Here is a 15,750-nt window from a genome sequence, read left to right as displayed (position 1 = left end):
ATAGCGAGGTGAACACAGCTGAAGACACCGATAGTCGGGGATTTGAAGGCGCTGGGACCCGTATTCGAAATTGAAATGAAAATCTACCAGAACCCGCGCCACTGGGCAAGCAAGAAGGCGCTGACCACACCCGGTGTCCGGTCGGTGGCCAACTACGGGCTGGTGAAACTCCACACCAAGATCTTCCTCGGGAAGGCTGACGAGGCTCACCGAGAGGAGCGGCGCGACCACCTCGATGATTTCTTCGACGCCACGATGGACACCTACGTGGCCGCGCTGCAGGCAGACTACTCGGAGGCCGAGGCTCGGGAAATCACTCACATTCAGGCGAACTTCGACTTCTACAACCACGGCTGGACGGAGATGATGGAGTTCCCGGCTGACGAACTCGAAGCCCACTACGAGCGGTACGCGGACTTCTTCGACGCGCACGGCATCACCATCGACGACCCGCTCGGGGCGTTCCGGCCGGCCGACGGCGTCGCAGATGCGCCGTCGACACCAGAGCGACTGGACGAGCCGGAACATCCCCACGCCGTCGGTGGCTTTGCCGACGACGTTTACGTCGAAACCGAGGACGGGGAGATGGTCGTCGGCGGCGGCCGCGAGGAACCGGACGACGTGAGCCCGACCGACGCGCCGGTCATCGACGAGGACGACGTGGAAAGCGCGGCCGGCGACTGAGCCGAGCGGCGGCCGAAGACGTGTTTTTCTGTATCAGCCGTAATCAGAAGAGTCGGCCGACACGTGGCCGGAGGGTAAACTATCGGTTCGGGCAGAAAACGCTCAGCGTTGGGCTTCCGAAAGCGGCGAATCGTCGGTTTTCGTCGCCGCAGACGGGTCGCGTGCGATGCGGTCGGCACACTCGAAGCCCGCGACGATACCGCCGTTGAGCGAGCGCTCCGGGTACTGGGCACGCGAGGCCATCCCGGCGTAGTAGAGGCCGTCCGCGACGGCATCGCCCAGGTCGTATGGAATGACCATGTCAAGATAGCCGCGCTCGTACACCGGGGCTGTCCGGGGGTTGCGGCCCGTCCGAATCCAGTTGACAGCATCGCGGTCGAACTCGGGGAAGAGGGATTCAATGCCCTGCAGCCAGGTCTCGGCGACCTCGTCGTCGCTCTGGTTCCAGATGGCTTCGGATTCGTCCTGAATGTAGCGGGCGACGTACAGCAGATGCTCGCCGCCGTACCGCTCCGCGGAAACGAAGTTCGTGTGTTCGATGAGCGCGCCGAAGGGGGCCTCATCGGCAATGTTCAGCCAGTACGTATCCAGCAGGGGTTCGTCCATGCTAATGACCGAACACACTGTCCCCTGAAAATCGATGTCACAGGTGTAGCCGGTCAGGGCTTCCAGTACGTTCGGCATCGTCGCGACAACGACGCTGTCAACATCGTGAACCGTCGTCCCGGTTCCGTCCGTGGCCGTCAGCGACGAGACAGTCCCGCCGCTCGTATCGACTTCGGAGACGCGCGTGTCAGTGACAATATTGTCGCGGCCGACGGCGTCGACCAGCGCGTCGAGTAACCGGCCGAATCCGCCGTCGAAGTAGCCCAGAATCTCGCCGTTCAGGATGTCCCGCTCGCCGCGGAACTTGACACGGCCGAGCAGCCACGCCGCGCTCACGTCGTCTTTCCGGTCGCCGAACTTCGCGTCGAGCAGCGGCTCGAAGAAGTTCTCGTAGACGCCCCGCGTGGTGTGCTCGACGACGAACTCCTCGATAGGCACGTCCTCGAAGTCCTCCAGTCGCTCGTAGGTGTCGAAAGAAGGGATGCCGCCGCGAACGTCGATATCGAGGACGAGCATGCCCAGCCGGAACGTATCATACAGCGAGAGGTGCGGATACGAGAGAATTTCCCAGGGCTTGTCCATGGGGTGGACGACGCCGTCGACGTAGTAGGCGTTCTCTCCGATGTGCCACTCGACCGCGTCACCGAGGCCCAGTTCCTCGGCGAGGTCGACGATTGTTTCCTCAGATTTCGAGAGATGGTGATAGAATTTCTCGATGGGGTCCCCGGCCGTCTCGTAGGTCGCTGCTAGGCCGCCGAGGTCCTCACTCGCTTCGAACACACGAACCTCGTGGCCACGTTGCTGGAGCCGGTACGCTGCTGAGAGGCCGGCGATACCGCCACCGACGACGCCAATCATACCCCGACCTATCAGCGGTTGTGGGATTTAGTTTGCGCTTCGGTCGCCGCCGTCTCGGTGTCGTCGGGCTGTGGGTTGTCTTCGGCCTCGCCGGCCGTCACCGCCTGCCGGAATTCGAGAACAGCGACCGTCCCCGTCGGGTGGTTGTCTTCGAACCAGAGCGTCCCGCTGTACAGCTCCATCATGACCGAGACGAAGTAGAGGCCGAACCCGTCGGCGGTCTGGTCGGGTGAGAGCCCGCGCTCGAACACTTTCGTCTTTAATTCGTCACTCATGCCCGGGCCGTCGTCAGCGATGCGGACCTGGAGCCAGTCACCGGCCTGCTGGACCAATATGGATACCTGTGGGGTGTCGGCGCTGTTGTGGTCGACCGCGTTCCGGAGGATGCTCAAGAGGACCTCTTCGAGCAGTTCGTTCGCCTGCACGCTGTAATCCTCGTCCAGTTCGCAGGAAACCGATACCGAATCGTACTCGACCCGGAGCAACTCAATTGAGCGACGGAGCGTGGCGTTGAGGTCGACGGTATCCAGCCGCTCGGCTTCACTCGCTGTCACCGTGTTGTTGATGTCCCGGATCGTTTCGCTCATTTCCGTGAGCTTCCCACACCAGTCGCTGATGCTGTCGAGATGCCGCTGTTTCGGTGGCGGGACATCATCTCTGATGTGCTCCGCGCGGCCGCGGATGACGACCATCGCGTTGTGTAGCGAGTGTCTGAGGATGCCGTTGAAGAACTCTATCTGTTCGCGGCGTCGCTGGACCGAACTCCGACTCTGGCGGAGTTCGCGCTCGCGCTTGACCTGGTCGAGAGCCACCTGCGTCGTCTGTGCGAGAATCGCAGCGTATCGCCTGTCTTCCGTAGCGAAGGTGCTACCGTATGCGGTGATTGCCATCACGCCGTGGGCGCCAAGCGGCAGCATAAGCGCGTTGTCGATATGTTCGAGTCCGTCCTGCTCCAGCGTGACAGTCTGTATTTCACCGGTTTCGTACGTCTTCCAGAGTTTGCTTTCGGGCTCATCCGTCGGCGACCCGTACAGCAGTTCTTCCTCGACGTTATTTTCGATCGTTTCGCTGATGACAGCCGGTTCAAGAACGTTATTGTCTTCGAGAAACACGCCCGCCGCGTTCTGGTCGAGAACGGCCGTCGCGAACTCGACGGCCATCTCCGAGACTTCCTCGGCGGTCTCTGCCTCGATAAACTGCTGGGTCGCGGCCTGTAACGCTTCGAGTCGGTCCTGCCGGCGCTGTTGTCCGGTGACATCCCTGAGCACGACGAGGCGACCGCGCTCCGTCCCGGACTGATCGGTGAGGCTCGTCGTCTGTGGGTTGTAGTAGGTGAATGAATCCCCAAACGAGAATACTTCGCCGCGCTCGATGTGGCCAACGAGCTCTGGGGCAAGGTCGTCGAGTGGCTCTCCGTCAGGGTCCGGATGATCCAGCGCGCTGGCCGCCGCGGCGTTGTAATCGATAATAACGCAGTCGTCGTTGAGCGCGATGACCGGGTCGGGGAGGTTGTCGACGAGGGTATCACCCGACAGCGTCGTCACAGACAGGGATTTGTCCCTGAATAGCGCCCAGCCGACAAACAGCATACTGACGGCGAACACAACCGGGGTGAAATCGATAACGGGATGGGGCGTGTATCCGAAGTCGTACAGCAGGGCGACAATCATCGGTAAGGCACCTCCGACTCCGATTATCGCAGTCTGACGCCGGTAGATGTTTTCTGAACGTGACAGTAATTCAATGAGAAATCCGTACCCGAGCAGCACCGGGATATAAGAGATTGCCAGAGTAGTCGCGAAGGCAGCCCCACGCTGAACAGCGAGCAGCGTCACGCCGTTCTGAGTGATGGGGATAGCCGTCGCCTGACCGAAGCGGCCCTGACCAAGCAACAGCAGCAGCACGTCTGCGTTCGCCATAACGAGGACCGGAATGAGGCGGGATGGGCGGAGCCACGAGCGGCGACCGGTGTAGACAAGCACAAAAACAATCCAAATAGCGATTATCTGCGAGGAGACGGTTCGGGCTATCACGTAGGCCGTCTCTACCACTTCAGGACTAGCGGCCATGATTTTCACAATGGAGATGGCACACCAGCATCCGCCAGCCAGCGCAAGCCAGCCGTACTGGCGATGACCGGGGCCATCTCGGTTTCGACCGGCGATAACCGCAACTACAAAACCAATGAGCGCCCCACCCGCGTTCCCGAGGATGGCGACCGTGGCGATGTCGACATCCATAGCGATACCTATTCCAACGTCAGGTTTCCCGGTATTATGCCTTTGGGCCGCGTTCTCAGTACTGGGAAACGGCCACAGTGTTGGTTCGCTACCTTTTTGCCTACACTGCTGAAACTCGCAGGCATGCTGACAGTCCGGGCGCCGGCTACCAGTGCGAACCTCGGGAGCGGCTTCGACGTGTTCGGCGTTGCACTGGAGCGTCCGGCCGACGTTGTCCGTCTGGAGAAAGCCGACCGGGTGACCATCGAAGTAACCGGCGCTGGCAGCCAGTATATCCCGGAGGACCCCGACAAGAACACCGTCGGCGCGGTCGCTGACGCACTCGATGCGCCGGCACGCATTCAGATAGACAAGGGTGTCCGTCCCGCGTCGGGGCTTGGCTCCTCCGCGGCCAGCGCCGCCGCAGCGGCCGTCGGGCTGAACGAACTGTACGACCGTGGCTACTCCCGCGAGGAACTGGTCCCTATCGCCGCCAAGGGCGAGGCTGTTGTCTCTGGAGACGCCCACGACGACAACGTCGCCCCCTCGATTATGGGCGGATTCACCATCGCGACCGACAAAGGCGTCACACAGGTCGACGCCGATATCCCGCTTGTCGCGTGTCTGCCCGATATCGTCGTTTCGACGCGGGACGCGCGTAACGTCGTCCCAGAGACTGCCCGCATCGACCAGATGGTAGAGACAGTGGGTAACGCCGCGGCGCTAACGACCGGGATGCACCGCGACGACCCCGAACTCGTCGGTCAGGGGATGCACGACACCGTGGTGACACCGGCTCGCGCGAAACTCATCGACGGCTACGAACAGGTCCGCGAGGCCGCGCTGGCGGCCGGTGCGACTGGCGTCACCATCTCTGGGGCCGGTCCTACAGTCATCGCCGCGTGTGCCGAAGAAAACCGCCGAAAGATTGCGAGTACGATGCTCGACGCCTTCGGCGAACGCGGTGTCGACGCCCGCGTCTATCAGACGCGTATCGGCGGCGGCGCTGAAGTGTTCTAGGACTGACGGTCCGCCGCCGCTGTCACACAGCCGGACGGCCCCGCCCGTACCGGCTGTCGTGTCAGATTCTGAATAGGTTGGAAAGCAGCGTGTCTATCCGCCCTGCACGTACTCGTTGCGAACGTCTCGGAGCACTGCCTCGGCGTGGCCCTTGGGGTCCGGGTCGTAGACGGACTTGATTTCGCCGTCGGCCAGCACGAACGTCCGGCGGTCCGTCCGGCCGCCGCTGGTGTCTAGACCGAACGCTTCGGCGACGGTCCCATCGGGGTCGGCCAGCAGGTCATACAGCAGTCCTTCCTCCTCGGCGAACTCGTCGTGGGTCGCCACGTCGTCCATCGAGACGCCGTAGACGGTGATACCGCCTTCACGGAACTGCGGGAGGTGTTCCTGGAAGTCCCGGGCTTCAATGGTACAGCCGCCCGTGAAATCTTCGGGATAGAAGTACAGCACGGTCGGCGCATCGAAGTCGGGCGAGACGGTCTCGCCGAACTGGTTCTGTGCCCTGATGTCGGGGGCCGGTGTGCCGGGTTCAAGCATGATCCCGTATTGGCCCGGGACGCCTACACACCTTTGGGTGGCGGCAGCGTGACCCGCCAGCATGATTTGGACAACCATTTAACCGACCCCTTGGAAACGCTGACTATGTCGAATCCGCGAATCCTGATTGTTGGGCCGCCGGGAGCCGGCAAAGGAACCCAGAGCGCCAACCTCGCCGAAGCGTATGGCGTCGAGCACATCACGACTGGTGACGCCCTTCGGGCGAACAAGGACATGGATATCAGCGACATGGACACCGAGTACGACACGCCCCGCGAATACATGGAAGCGGGCGATCTCGTGCCGGACGCGGTAGTCAACGCTATCGTCGATGAAGCCCTCTCGCAAGCCGACGGGTTCGTGCTCGACGGCTATCCGCGCAACCTCGAACAAGCCGAGGAACTGGAAGGAATGACCGACCTCGATGTAATCCTCTCGCTGGACGTGTCCCGCGAGGAACTGGTCGACCGACTCACGGGCCGGCGGGTCTGTGACGACTGCGGAACGAACTACCACGTCGAGTTCAATCAGCCCGAGGACGACGGTGTCTGTGACGAATGTGGCGGAGACCTCATCCAGCGTGACGACGACAACGAGGAGTCCGTCCGCAACCGACTGGACGTGTTCGACGACAACACTGCCCCGGTCATCGACCACTACGGAGACCACGACGGCTTCGTCGCCATCGACGGCGAGCAGACGCCCGACGAAGTCTGGAGCGAGATTCAGGACGCTGTCGACGCACACACGGCCTGAGACGCGACGGAACTACCGTTCGAAGTCGAGACAGTCAGAGTAAAACGTTGATATGCCGTCGCACCTCAAGCACACACAATGGCACGTACCGCGCCGAAGGTAGAACGACTCGCCGAAGACGGCGAGGCAATGACTGATGCGCTCTTGACGGTACTCGCTGCGGCCGAAGAGAACGGGACCGTCACCTGGAGCGACGTGAGCGACGACCTCACGAGCGGCGAGTGGGGCCGGCTCATCGAGTCCGGCCTGCTTATCGACGCCGACGGCGAGGGGTTCGTTATCGACGACCCCGAGGGCGTCCGCGAGGCGCTCGAAGAGTCTGATGCGGCACCGAGCGATGATGATGAGGACGGTGGCTGGTCGAAGTGGGACAAGCTCGCCGGCCTCGGAACGCTCGGCCTGTTTGCCGGCTACTCCATGACCTCAGTCCGCGACGTTATCGCGGGCGACGTCATCAATATCGTCCTCGGGCCGCTCAACGATATGCTGCCGTTTTACGTCGTTATCCTGGTGCTTGCGATTATCACCGGAACCACCTCGACGATTCTGCAGGACAATCTCATGGACATGTCGGGGATGAGCGACCATCAGGAGAAGATGGAAGACCTCAAAGAGCGTCGCAAAGCCGCAAAGGAACGCGACGACCAGGAGGCGCTGGACCGCCTCGAAGACGAGCAGATGGAGCTGATGACAGACCAGATGGGGATGTTCAAACAGCAGTTCCGCCCGATGGTGTGGATCATGCTGGTCAACATCCCGCTGTTCCTCTGGCTCTACTGGATTGTCTTCGGAGCCGGCGTCGACGCGAGCCCGGTGATTACGCTCCCCATCTTCGGCGAAGTCGAAGCGTGGAGCAACAGCGTTGCCGGCCCGGTCCAAGCGTGGATTGTCTGGTACTTCCTGTGCTCGCTGTCGTTCACCCAGATCATCCGGAAGGCGCTCAATGTCGAGACGTCGCCGACCGGATAGGCGCGAAGAGACAGCCCTTTCTATCGGGGCCCCCCGAACATCTCTATGTTGATTACCGTCTCCGGCCCGGCCGGCAGCGGCAAGAGCACACTTGCCAAGAGCCTGGCCGACGCCCTGAGCTACGAGCACGTCAGCGGCGGTGACATCTTCCGCTCGCTGGCTGAGGAGCGTGGGATGACACCGCTCGAACTGAACAAAGCCGCAGAGGAGGACGACCAGATCGACCGCGATCTGGACCGTCGACTGCGGGACATTGCTGCCGAGCGTGACGACCTCGTGCTGGAGTCTCGACTCGCCGGCTGGATGGCGGGTGAGTACGCCGATATAAAGCTGTGGCTGACCGCGCCGCTCGACGTGCGCGCCGACCGCATCGCGACGCGGGAGAACAAGCCTTTCGAACAGGCCAAGACTGAGACGCGTGAACGCGGTGAGAGCGAGGCTCAGCGTTACAGCGACTACTACGACATCGACTTCGACGACCTCTCTATCTACGACCTGTCGGTCAACACCGCCCGCTGGGACCCACAGGGCGTGCTGAGTGTGACGCTCCACGCCGTCGAATCGTACAGCTCCGACGGCGACGAGGGGAAGGCACCGGTCGAGAACGTCCGGTACGAGTTCTGAGCCGATGACACTCCGTGCCCCGCCCGACGAACGGGATCTTGATTCGCTTCGCTCGTTCGGCGTCGTCAACCTGGATAAACCCCCGGGCCCGTCGGCCCATCAGGTCGCGGCCTGGATTCGCGACGCCACCGGTCAAGACCGGGTTGCCCACGGCGGAACCCTCGACCCGAAAGTGACGGGCTGTCTGCCCGTGTTGCTCGGTGATGCCGCTCGGATGGCCCAGGTGTTCGACAACGCCATCAAGGAGTACGTGACGGTGCTCGAACTCCACGACCAGGCTCCGGCCGATATCGCGGATATCGTCGCCGAGTTCGAGACGGACATCTACCAGAAGCCACCGCGAAAGAGCGCAGTGAAGCGCCAGTTGCGTTCCCGCCGGATTCACTCACTGGATATCCTTGAACAGGGCGAGCGCCGGCTGCTCCTGCGAGTCCGGTGCGCCTCGGGGACTTACATCCGGAAACTGTGTCACGATATCGGGCTGGCGGCGGGGACCGGCGCACATATGGGCGACCTCCGTCGGACGGCGACCGGCACCTTTGACGACGGATCGCTATCAACGATGCACGACCTCGTGGACGCGCTGGCCTTTGCTGCAGACGGGGACGAAACGCAACTACGGGAGATTATCCAGCCGGCAGAGCGCGCGCTGTCCCACCTGCCACGGGTCACGATTGCGCCCAGCGCCGCCCGTGAAGTCGCCGAGGGCGCGCCGGTGTACGCGCCGGGCGTCATCGAGACCGGGCCGGCGGAAGTGGGTGGAGCGACACCCGAGGTGGATTCCCAAGTCGTCTCCGTCACTCCCGACGGCGCTGCGGTCTGCCTGGGGACGCTCGTCGGCGACTCGGACGCCGATAGCGGCCTCGTTGTCGAACTCGACCGCGTGTTGGTGTGAAAACGGCGAACCCACCCGCCCCGCGGGAAAAACTAAGACCACATACCGCATATTGGTAGCATGGATCGATGGGTCGACCCCAACGAGGCCGACCCGGCGCAGTGGCGTGGAACGGGGCCGTACGAAGACCTGCGCCGGGGCGCTGAGACGGTCTCGGTGCTCGAGCGCGCCTTCCGGACGCCGTTGCCGTATCAACACGAGGTCGACATTCACCACGACGACAGCGTCGCCGAACAGTTCCAGTCCAGTGAGTACGAGCATGCGCGCATCATCTACAACAGCGGCGTGGATGCCAACCAGCGTATCAAACTCCTCACCCGAGGAGTGCTGTGGGGCGGCGGTGAGACACACCAGCGGTTCCAGGCGCAGTACCGCCGACCACCGCCACCGACTGAGACCGTTCCGTTCGGCGAGTACACCGTCTGGAGCCGGTACCAGTACGGGACCATTGAACGAACTGACGACGGGTTGACCTTTACCAAGAGTGAGGCGGAGCCGGATGAATCGCTCCAGGAACTCGACTGGGCGGCCCTGTTCGACCCGGTTCAGGAACGGCTCGCTGAGCTGGAGCTGGTTCGGAACCCATCGTTCAGCAAGTACCGTCTCGAAGAGCTCGACGAGTGGGAAACCTACCGGACGCGGTTCCAGTACGATCCGAGCGCGTTCACTGTCGGTCCCTGATTAGGTTATATATAATAAATCAGGATGGGGCGGTACACAACGTCATGAACCACCTACTAACTGCAGTCCCGCTCCAGCCCGGTGGCGGGTTCCTCGAACTGGCGCTGTTGTTTCTCGTCCTCGCTGTCGTTGCCGGGCTGGCCGGACTAAGCGGTGTGGCGGGGCTCAGTATGCGAATCGCGAAGATTCTCGTCGTCGTCTTCCTCGTCCTGATGGTCGTTAGCTTCGTCCTGTGACGCCGACCCCACCGGACAGTATCACCGCCACGCCGTTTCTGAATCCTTTTATCCACGTGACGACTTCTATCGGATATGACCGAGCAGGACGCAGCCGACGACACGGCCGCGACAGAAGAGTCGACCGCGAGCGAAGCGCAAGCGGACGGCGACGTCGACGCTGATCTCGAGGATGCGCCTGAAGATTTCGATGCGGACAAGGTCGACCTTGGTGAGTCCGATGTCGACGAGGACCTGATCGACCGGGTCACTGAATCGGACCCTGAAGATATCGCTCGAGAACTCTCCGCGCTGCGGACGCGCGTAGACAGTCTCGAATCGCAGGTCGAACAGCAGGACGATGACATCGAGGAGCTAGAGGAGAAGCTCAAGCGCAAGCAAGCGGAGTTCCAGAACTACAAGAAGCGGATGGACAAACGCCGCGAACAGGAACAGAAGCGTGCCACAGAGGACCTCGTGACGCGCCTGCTCGACGTCCGGGACAATCTGGAGCGTGCGCTTGAACAGGACGAGGACTCCGATATCAGAGGGGGGGTCGAGTCCACGCTTCGCCAGCTAGACGACGTGCTCGATGCCGAGAACGTCGAAGTTATCGACCCCGATCCCGGTGGAGATGTCGACCCGACACAGCATCAGGTGCTCGCCCGCGTCGACAGCGACCAGCCGGAAGGGGCAATCGCCGATGTCCACCGGCCGGGCTACGAGATGGCCGACAAGGTGCTGCGCGAGGCACAGGTCACCGTCAGCGAGAGCGAAGAGTAGCGGGCAACCCTGGCGGTATAGCGGTCGTATTGCGGTACATTAAATAATCACCGGTCAGGGAAGACCACCGAGTATAAAACCGCCCGGAGGAGGCCCCTTTGTCCGTTTTTCCAATCAGTACATCTAGCAACTTTTAACCGGCCCAATCCGCTATGAGCGGGTAAGATGGCGAGCAACAAGATTCTGGGTATCGACCTTGGGACCACGAACAGCGCGTTCGCGGTCATGGAAGGTGGCGACCCTGAAATCATTGTCAACGGCGAAGGCGAGCGGACAACACCGTCCGTTGTCGCGTTCGACGACGGTGAGCGGCTTGTCGGGAAACCGGCGAAGAACCAAGCGATAAAGAACCCCGACGAGACCATCCAGTCGATCAAGCGCCACATGGGCGAGGACGACTACTCGGTCGAACTGGACGGGGAGGAGTACACCCCCGAGCAGGTCTCGGCGATGATCCTCCAGAAGATCAAACACGACGCTGAGGAGTACCTCGGCGACGAAATCGAGAAGGCCGTTATTACGGTTCCGGCCTACTTCAACGACCGCCAGCGCCAAGCGACCAAGGACGCTGGCGAAATCGCCGGCTTCGAGGTCGAACGGATCGTCAATGAGCCGACCGCGGCCGCGATGGCCTACGGCCTCGACGATGAGTCCGACCAGACCGTCCTCGTGTACGACCTCGGTGGCGGGACCTTCGACGTCTCCATCCTCGACCTAGGCGGGGGCGTCTACGAAGTTGTCGCGACCAACGGTGACAACGACCTCGGTGGCGACGACTGGGACCACGCCATCATCGACTACCTTGCCGACGAGTTCGAGGCCGAACATGGCGTCGACCTGCGCGACGACCGGCAGGCCCTCCAGCGCCTGACCGAGGCCGCCGAGGAAGCCAAGATCGAGCTTTCCTCGCGCAAGGAGACCCGCATCAACCTCCCGTTCATTGCGACTACGGATGACGGTCCGCTGGACCTCGAACAGAAGATCACGCGCGCGAAGTTCGAGTCCCTCACCGAGGACCTCATCGAGCGCACCGTCGGCCCGACGGAGCAGGCGCTTGCCGACGCGGACTACACCAAGAGCGACATTGACGAGGTCATCCTCGTCGGTGGCTCGACGCGGATGCCCCAAGTGCAGGACCAGGTCGAGGAGATGACCGGGCAGGAGCCCAAGAAGAACGTCAATCCCGACGAGGCCGTCGCGCTGGGCGCGGCCATTCAGGCCGGCGTCCTTTCGGGCGACGTGGACGACATCGTCCTGCTCGACGTGACGCCGCTCTCGCTGGGTGTCGAGGTCAAGGGTGGCCTGTTCGAGCGACTCATCGACAAGAACACAACCATTCCGACCGAGGAGTCGAAGATCTTCACGACCGCCCAAGGCAACCAGACGCAGGTCCAGATCCGCGTCTTCCAGGGCGAGCGTGAGATCGCCGAGGAGAACGAACTGCTTGGCGCGTTCGCACTTTCGGGCATCCCACCGGCTCCCGCAGGCACGCCCCAGATCGAGGTGTCGTTCAACATCGACGAGAACGGCATCGTCAACGTCGAAGCCGAGGACAAGGGCTCGGGCAACAAAGAGGACATCACCATCGAAGGCGGTGCTGGCCTCTCCGACGATCAGATCGAGGAGATGCAACAGGAGGCCGAACAGCACGCCGAAGAGGACGAGCAGCGCCGCGAGCGCATCGAAGCGCGCAACGAGGCCGAGGCGTCCGTCCGCCGTGCCGAGACGCTCCTCGAAGAAAACGAAGAAGAGATCGACGAAGACCTCCAGTCTGACATCGAAGCGAAGATCGAGGACGTTGAGGAAGTTCTCGAAGACGAGGACGCCACGAAAGAGGACTACGAAGAGGTCACCGAAACCCTGAGCGAGGAACTGCAGGAAATCGGGAAGCAGATGTATCAGGATCAGGCCCAGCAGGCCGCAGGCGGCGCCGCGGGCGCTGGTCCGGGTGGCGCGGCCGGCCCCGGCGGTGCTGCTGGACCGGGCGGCGCAGCGGGCGGCACGGCCGGGCAAGGCGAAGAGTACGTCGACGCCGACTTCGAAGACGTCGAGGAAAGCGACGAAGACGAGTGAAACGAGTCCGAAGAGCTTTCCTCGGCTCGATAGACGAGCGTTAGCGAGTCTATCGGTGTCTTGAGAGGCGAACGAAGTGAGCTTCTCAAGCTTGACGAAGACGAAGAACGCGAGTCACGTCACTTTCGTCGGCACAACGGCAACGAAAGCTGACCTGCGGGCAGACCGTCCCCGGAGTGTGACTTGCTGACTCGGTCACACCGGTTTGGCGTCGGCCCGGAAGACGGCCAAAACAAGGCGGAGGCGGCGCCTGTCCATCACACCGCCGATCCAACCATTTTGAGGCAACAGTAGGCAGTGGTAGGTGCGTCACTGGCCCGCTGCGCTCACGACAGTGGTCCGTTACTGGCTGACTCTGTTGCATTCTACCATTAGCATTTCCCGAAACTGGCGGAGATGGGACTCATTGAGTGGGACCGAGAGACCCACTGCGTAACACGCGGCCCGGAGTATCAGCGGCTTCGACCACTACTTGTGTGCCTCGCCGAGTATCACGACGAGTGAGAGAAGTGGGCGGTGACGGCCCGTGCACATGGCTCGCTAATCTTGCTCTAGTGGAGTCATCTCCACGACGCCCTGTGAGAGGAGGCGGCGTGCGATGACGATGAGTCCGTTCCTGAGTCCGGTCGCGAAGATGGCCTGTTCATCGCCAGTCTGTGGGTCGATTGAGCTGACGAGCATTGCCGACCGATCGACGAGCAGCAGTCGTCCGACGGCAGCGTCCTCTTCTGGCGTCATTCCACTGTGAAGCCAGTCCAGTTCCGACAGGAACGCGGTGGCACGTGGGATTTCCTGTTCCACGCGATCCCGTATCAAGGCGGACCCAGTCCCGACGATGAGGTCGGTGCTCGCGTCAAGCGAATTGAGTTGCTCAATCAGCGGGTCGGTGAGGACCGCTTCGGAAGCGATGACGAGGACCACTTCGTCGGTCGCGTCCTTGCTGATCGCCGCGGCGCGGTTCTCGATAGCATCGGACCCGGAGAGCGACCAGACCTCCTGTAACTCGGCCTCGTCATCGTCGGATTCGATGCGTCCCATCTCGTTCAGTGCGGACTGGAGGCGTTCGACACGCTCTTCGTACTGATCGCGGAGCGTTTCGGTGGCCTCAGAGAGTGGGACAGCCCGGAACTGCTGGGGGCTCGAATGCTGGACTTCGACAAGCCCCTTCGCTTCGAGAATCCGGACAGCGTCGTAGACGCGCGTCCTTGGGACGTCAGTTACCTCGCTCAATCCTTTGGCCGTGCCGCTGGACATCCGAGAAAGTCCCACAAAACACTTCGCCTCGTACTCTTTCAAGCCCAACTCCTGCAGTAAACTGATCGCTTCTTCGTGTGTTGCATCAGATGTCATGTGTCCCAACCTTCATCTCGGTGGAAGCCGAGGATATGTAGGGAGATGATGCCCACAGGTAAAAGACGTTGTTACTGCCACACTGTCGGCTCTCACCTGAGTTAGCGCCGCTCGGTGCGGGTTCGGAGCGCATTATGACAGCACGGCACCAGTTGTCGCAGGTACTGGTCTGCGTGTCGGCCGCTCCGATGCCGTGCCCTTGTTTACTCAGTTAATCACACAACTGTTATACATCGGTCCAGAGTAGAGTTAGTTGGCACGCAGCGTCCTATGTGTCCCAACCACATCTGCTGCGTGCCACTTTCACGAAAACTGTACGCGCAGGGTTCAAGCGGTACGCCTGGAATAGAAAGTCTAACGGATAGCTATTATATCATTTTGCAGTCATAAACAACCAGTTACAACCGGTTCTAAACACTTTGACCGGCTTTTAGTCGGTAATCAGGTATTCATTTTATACATCATAATTCCGACTGATGAATTGACAATAGAATTAAGATGTTTGATTAACATATTTCTAGTAATGAGTGGGTCCGACAGACGGCCCGACCGGACATCCGACAATCCGGACACGCTCCACGCGGAGTTCGACTGGAACGCAGTCTCACCATCAGTAGCGGTCGTACAGACGGTCGCAATCGCGGCTGATCAGGAGGCGATAGAGCTATCACCCCTCATCGAGACGCTCGATCCAGACGCGCTTGACCAGCTATTCAGCCATTTGTCAGAGCCGGACAGCGCCGTCTCGCTCTCGTTTCAGCTGGGTGACTACAGAGTGACTGTGACCGGAACCGGAGACGTGTATGTTCACACCGGACCCGTTCGTCCGTGACTATACGCGAAGCAAGAGCACCGACACAAACGGCCGTGGACGCTTCCCGGAGACGCTCTAGTAAGCCCACTGTAATCGGTAGACAGTCAGCCAGTCTTGTTACCGAGCGTTACGGTATCGAGCGTCGCTGTCCGCTCGTCCGGTGCACCGAGTGGTCGGCCAGTCCAGCGGACCGCGACAGTGTCGCCGCTGTCGAGGTGGAAGCCAACCGAGACATCGCCGTCAAGATAATTACCGTCACCATTTGAGTCCACGCGCGGGTCGTCAACGATGACGCTGTCACCGGACGCGACGGGCAACTGTGCTGCCTCAGCCCATGTCAACGTGGTGGAGCGGTTCCGGTCGGCGTCGGTGACGACAAGTGCCAGCGCGTGCGTACTGGTGTCCGTGAGCCGGTCCCCGCCAGTGTGAGTGAGCGTGACCGCTCCCGCTTCGGCATCGAACTGGGCGTCGATGGTCACCGACGGCGACGCCGTCCGCAGGTCAGCACCGGGGCCAGCGACGAGTGCGACCAGCCCGACAACGGCCAGTGCCGCGAGTCCCCAGACTGCGACTCGCTCGACCGTGACGAGACCCCGGTGACCGCGCGACGACTCAGGACTCATTGCCCGAATCCTCCCCCGGCACGAAAATAAGCGCCCCGGTACG

Annotated in this window: 16 protein-coding genes; 11 read left to right on the top strand and 5 right to left on the bottom strand. The window is 61.7% G+C overall.

What is annotated here, in order from left to right:
* Nucleotides 1–75: 75 nt before the first annotated feature.
* Nucleotides 76–684, top strand: coding sequence for a DUF6149 family protein (locus RBH20_RS01715; protein ID WP_306704871.1), 609 nt, complete (start codon nt 76–78; stop codon nt 682–684).
* Nucleotides 685–786: 102 nt separating this feature from the next.
* On the opposite strand, the gene RBH20_RS01710 is transcribed toward RBH20_RS01715, so the two are convergent.
* The gene (locus tag RBH20_RS01710; protein ID WP_306704869.1) at nt 787–2,148 is read right to left on the bottom strand and encodes an NAD(P)/FAD-dependent oxidoreductase; all 1,362 of its coding nucleotides are present in this window, start codon (nt 2,146–2,148) and stop codon (nt 787–789) included.
* A gap of 11 nt (nt 2,149–2,159) precedes the next feature.
* Nucleotides 2,160–4,388, bottom strand: coding sequence for a histidine kinase N-terminal 7TM domain-containing protein (locus tag RBH20_RS01705; protein WP_306704867.1), 2,229 nt, complete (start codon nt 4,386–4,388; stop codon nt 2,160–2,162).
* Between the two features lie 123 nt (nt 4,389–4,511).
* Here RBH20_RS01705 and RBH20_RS01700 point away from each other — a divergent pair, with 123 nt between their 5' ends.
* Nucleotides 4,512–5,387, top strand: a complete 876-nt coding sequence (locus RBH20_RS01700) for a homoserine kinase (RefSeq protein ID WP_306704865.1) — start codon at nt 4,512–4,514, stop codon at nt 5,385–5,387.
* Between the two features lie 93 nt (nt 5,388–5,480).
* Here the strand turns inward: RBH20_RS01700 and RBH20_RS01695 are convergent, their stop codons facing one another.
* Entirely contained in the window at nt 5,481–5,924 is a 444-nt protein-coding gene (locus tag RBH20_RS01695; RefSeq protein WP_306704862.1) for a peroxiredoxin, read from the bottom strand.
* A gap of 105 nt (nt 5,925–6,029) precedes the next feature.
* On the opposite strand from RBH20_RS01695, the gene RBH20_RS01690 reads away from it, so the two are divergent.
* The 8 genes from RBH20_RS01690 (at nt 6,030) to dnaK (ending at nt 12,920) form a co-directional block, all read left to right on the top strand.
* Entirely contained in the window at nt 6,030–6,680 is a 651-nt protein-coding gene (locus tag RBH20_RS01690) for an adenylate kinase (RefSeq protein WP_306704860.1), read from the top strand.
* A 78-nt stretch (nt 6,681–6,758) separates the two neighbouring features.
* On the top strand, nt 6,759–7,649 hold the full coding sequence (locus tag RBH20_RS01685; RefSeq protein WP_306704857.1) for a DUF106 domain-containing protein: 891 nt from the start codon (nt 6,759–6,761) through the stop codon (nt 7,647–7,649).
* 45 nt (nt 7,650–7,694) lie between these two features.
* Complete coding sequence (gene cmk, locus RBH20_RS01680; protein WP_306704855.1) at nt 7,695–8,273, top strand: (d)CMP kinase; 579 nt, start codon at nt 7,695–7,697, stop codon at nt 8,271–8,273.
* A 4-nt stretch (nt 8,274–8,277) separates the two neighbouring features.
* On the top strand, nt 8,278–9,168 hold the full coding sequence (locus tag RBH20_RS01675) for an RNA-guided pseudouridylation complex pseudouridine synthase subunit Cbf5 (protein ID WP_306704853.1): 891 nt from the start codon (nt 8,278–8,280) through the stop codon (nt 9,166–9,168).
* 60 nt (nt 9,169–9,228) lie between these two features.
* Nucleotides 9,229–9,849 carry a hypothetical protein gene (locus tag RBH20_RS01670; protein ID WP_306704850.1) on the top strand — a complete coding sequence of 207 codons (621 nt, stop codon included), beginning with the start codon at nt 9,229–9,231 and terminating at the stop codon, nt 9,847–9,849.
* A 44-nt stretch (nt 9,850–9,893) separates the two neighbouring features.
* Entirely contained in the window at nt 9,894–10,085 is a 192-nt protein-coding gene (locus RBH20_RS01665; RefSeq protein ID WP_306704848.1) for a DUF1328 family protein, read from the top strand.
* Nucleotides 10,086–10,160: 75 nt separating this feature from the next.
* A complete protein-coding gene (locus RBH20_RS01660; RefSeq protein WP_306704847.1) occupies nt 10,161–10,847 on the top strand; it encodes a nucleotide exchange factor GrpE in 687 nt (228 codons plus the stop codon).
* A gap of 165 nt (nt 10,848–11,012) precedes the next feature.
* Nucleotides 11,013–12,920 (top strand): molecular chaperone DnaK, encoded by a 1,908-nt coding sequence (gene dnaK / locus RBH20_RS01655; protein ID WP_306704844.1) that lies wholly within the window; start codon nt 11,013–11,015, stop codon nt 12,918–12,920.
* 540 nt (nt 12,921–13,460) lie between these two features.
* Here the strand turns inward: dnaK and RBH20_RS01650 are convergent.
* Nucleotides 13,461–14,270: a TrmB family transcriptional regulator gene (locus RBH20_RS01650; protein WP_306704842.1), complete on the bottom strand. Its 810-nt coding sequence runs from the start codon at nt 14,268–14,270 to the stop codon at nt 13,461–13,463.
* 523 nt (nt 14,271–14,793) lie between these two features.
* On the opposite strand from RBH20_RS01650, the gene RBH20_RS01645 reads away from it, so the two are divergent.
* Nucleotides 14,794–15,102 (top strand): HalOD1 output domain-containing protein, encoded by a 309-nt coding sequence (locus tag RBH20_RS01645; protein ID WP_306704840.1) that lies wholly within the window; start codon nt 14,794–14,796, stop codon nt 15,100–15,102.
* Nucleotides 15,103–15,188: 86 nt separating this feature from the next.
* On the opposite strand, the gene RBH20_RS01640 is transcribed toward RBH20_RS01645, so the two are convergent.
* Entirely contained in the window at nt 15,189–15,707 is a 519-nt protein-coding gene (locus tag RBH20_RS01640; RefSeq protein WP_306704838.1) for a hypothetical protein, read from the bottom strand.
* Nucleotides 15,708–15,750: the final 43 nt, after the last annotated feature.

It is taken from the genome of Haloarcula sp. H-GB4 (assembly GCF_030848575.1).
Taxonomy (GTDB): Archaea; Halobacteriota; Halobacteria; order Halobacteriales; family Haloarculaceae; genus Haloarcula.
The sequence above is the reverse complement of the archived record's forward strand: the minus strand, read 5'-3'. Positions and strand labels throughout refer to the sequence as shown.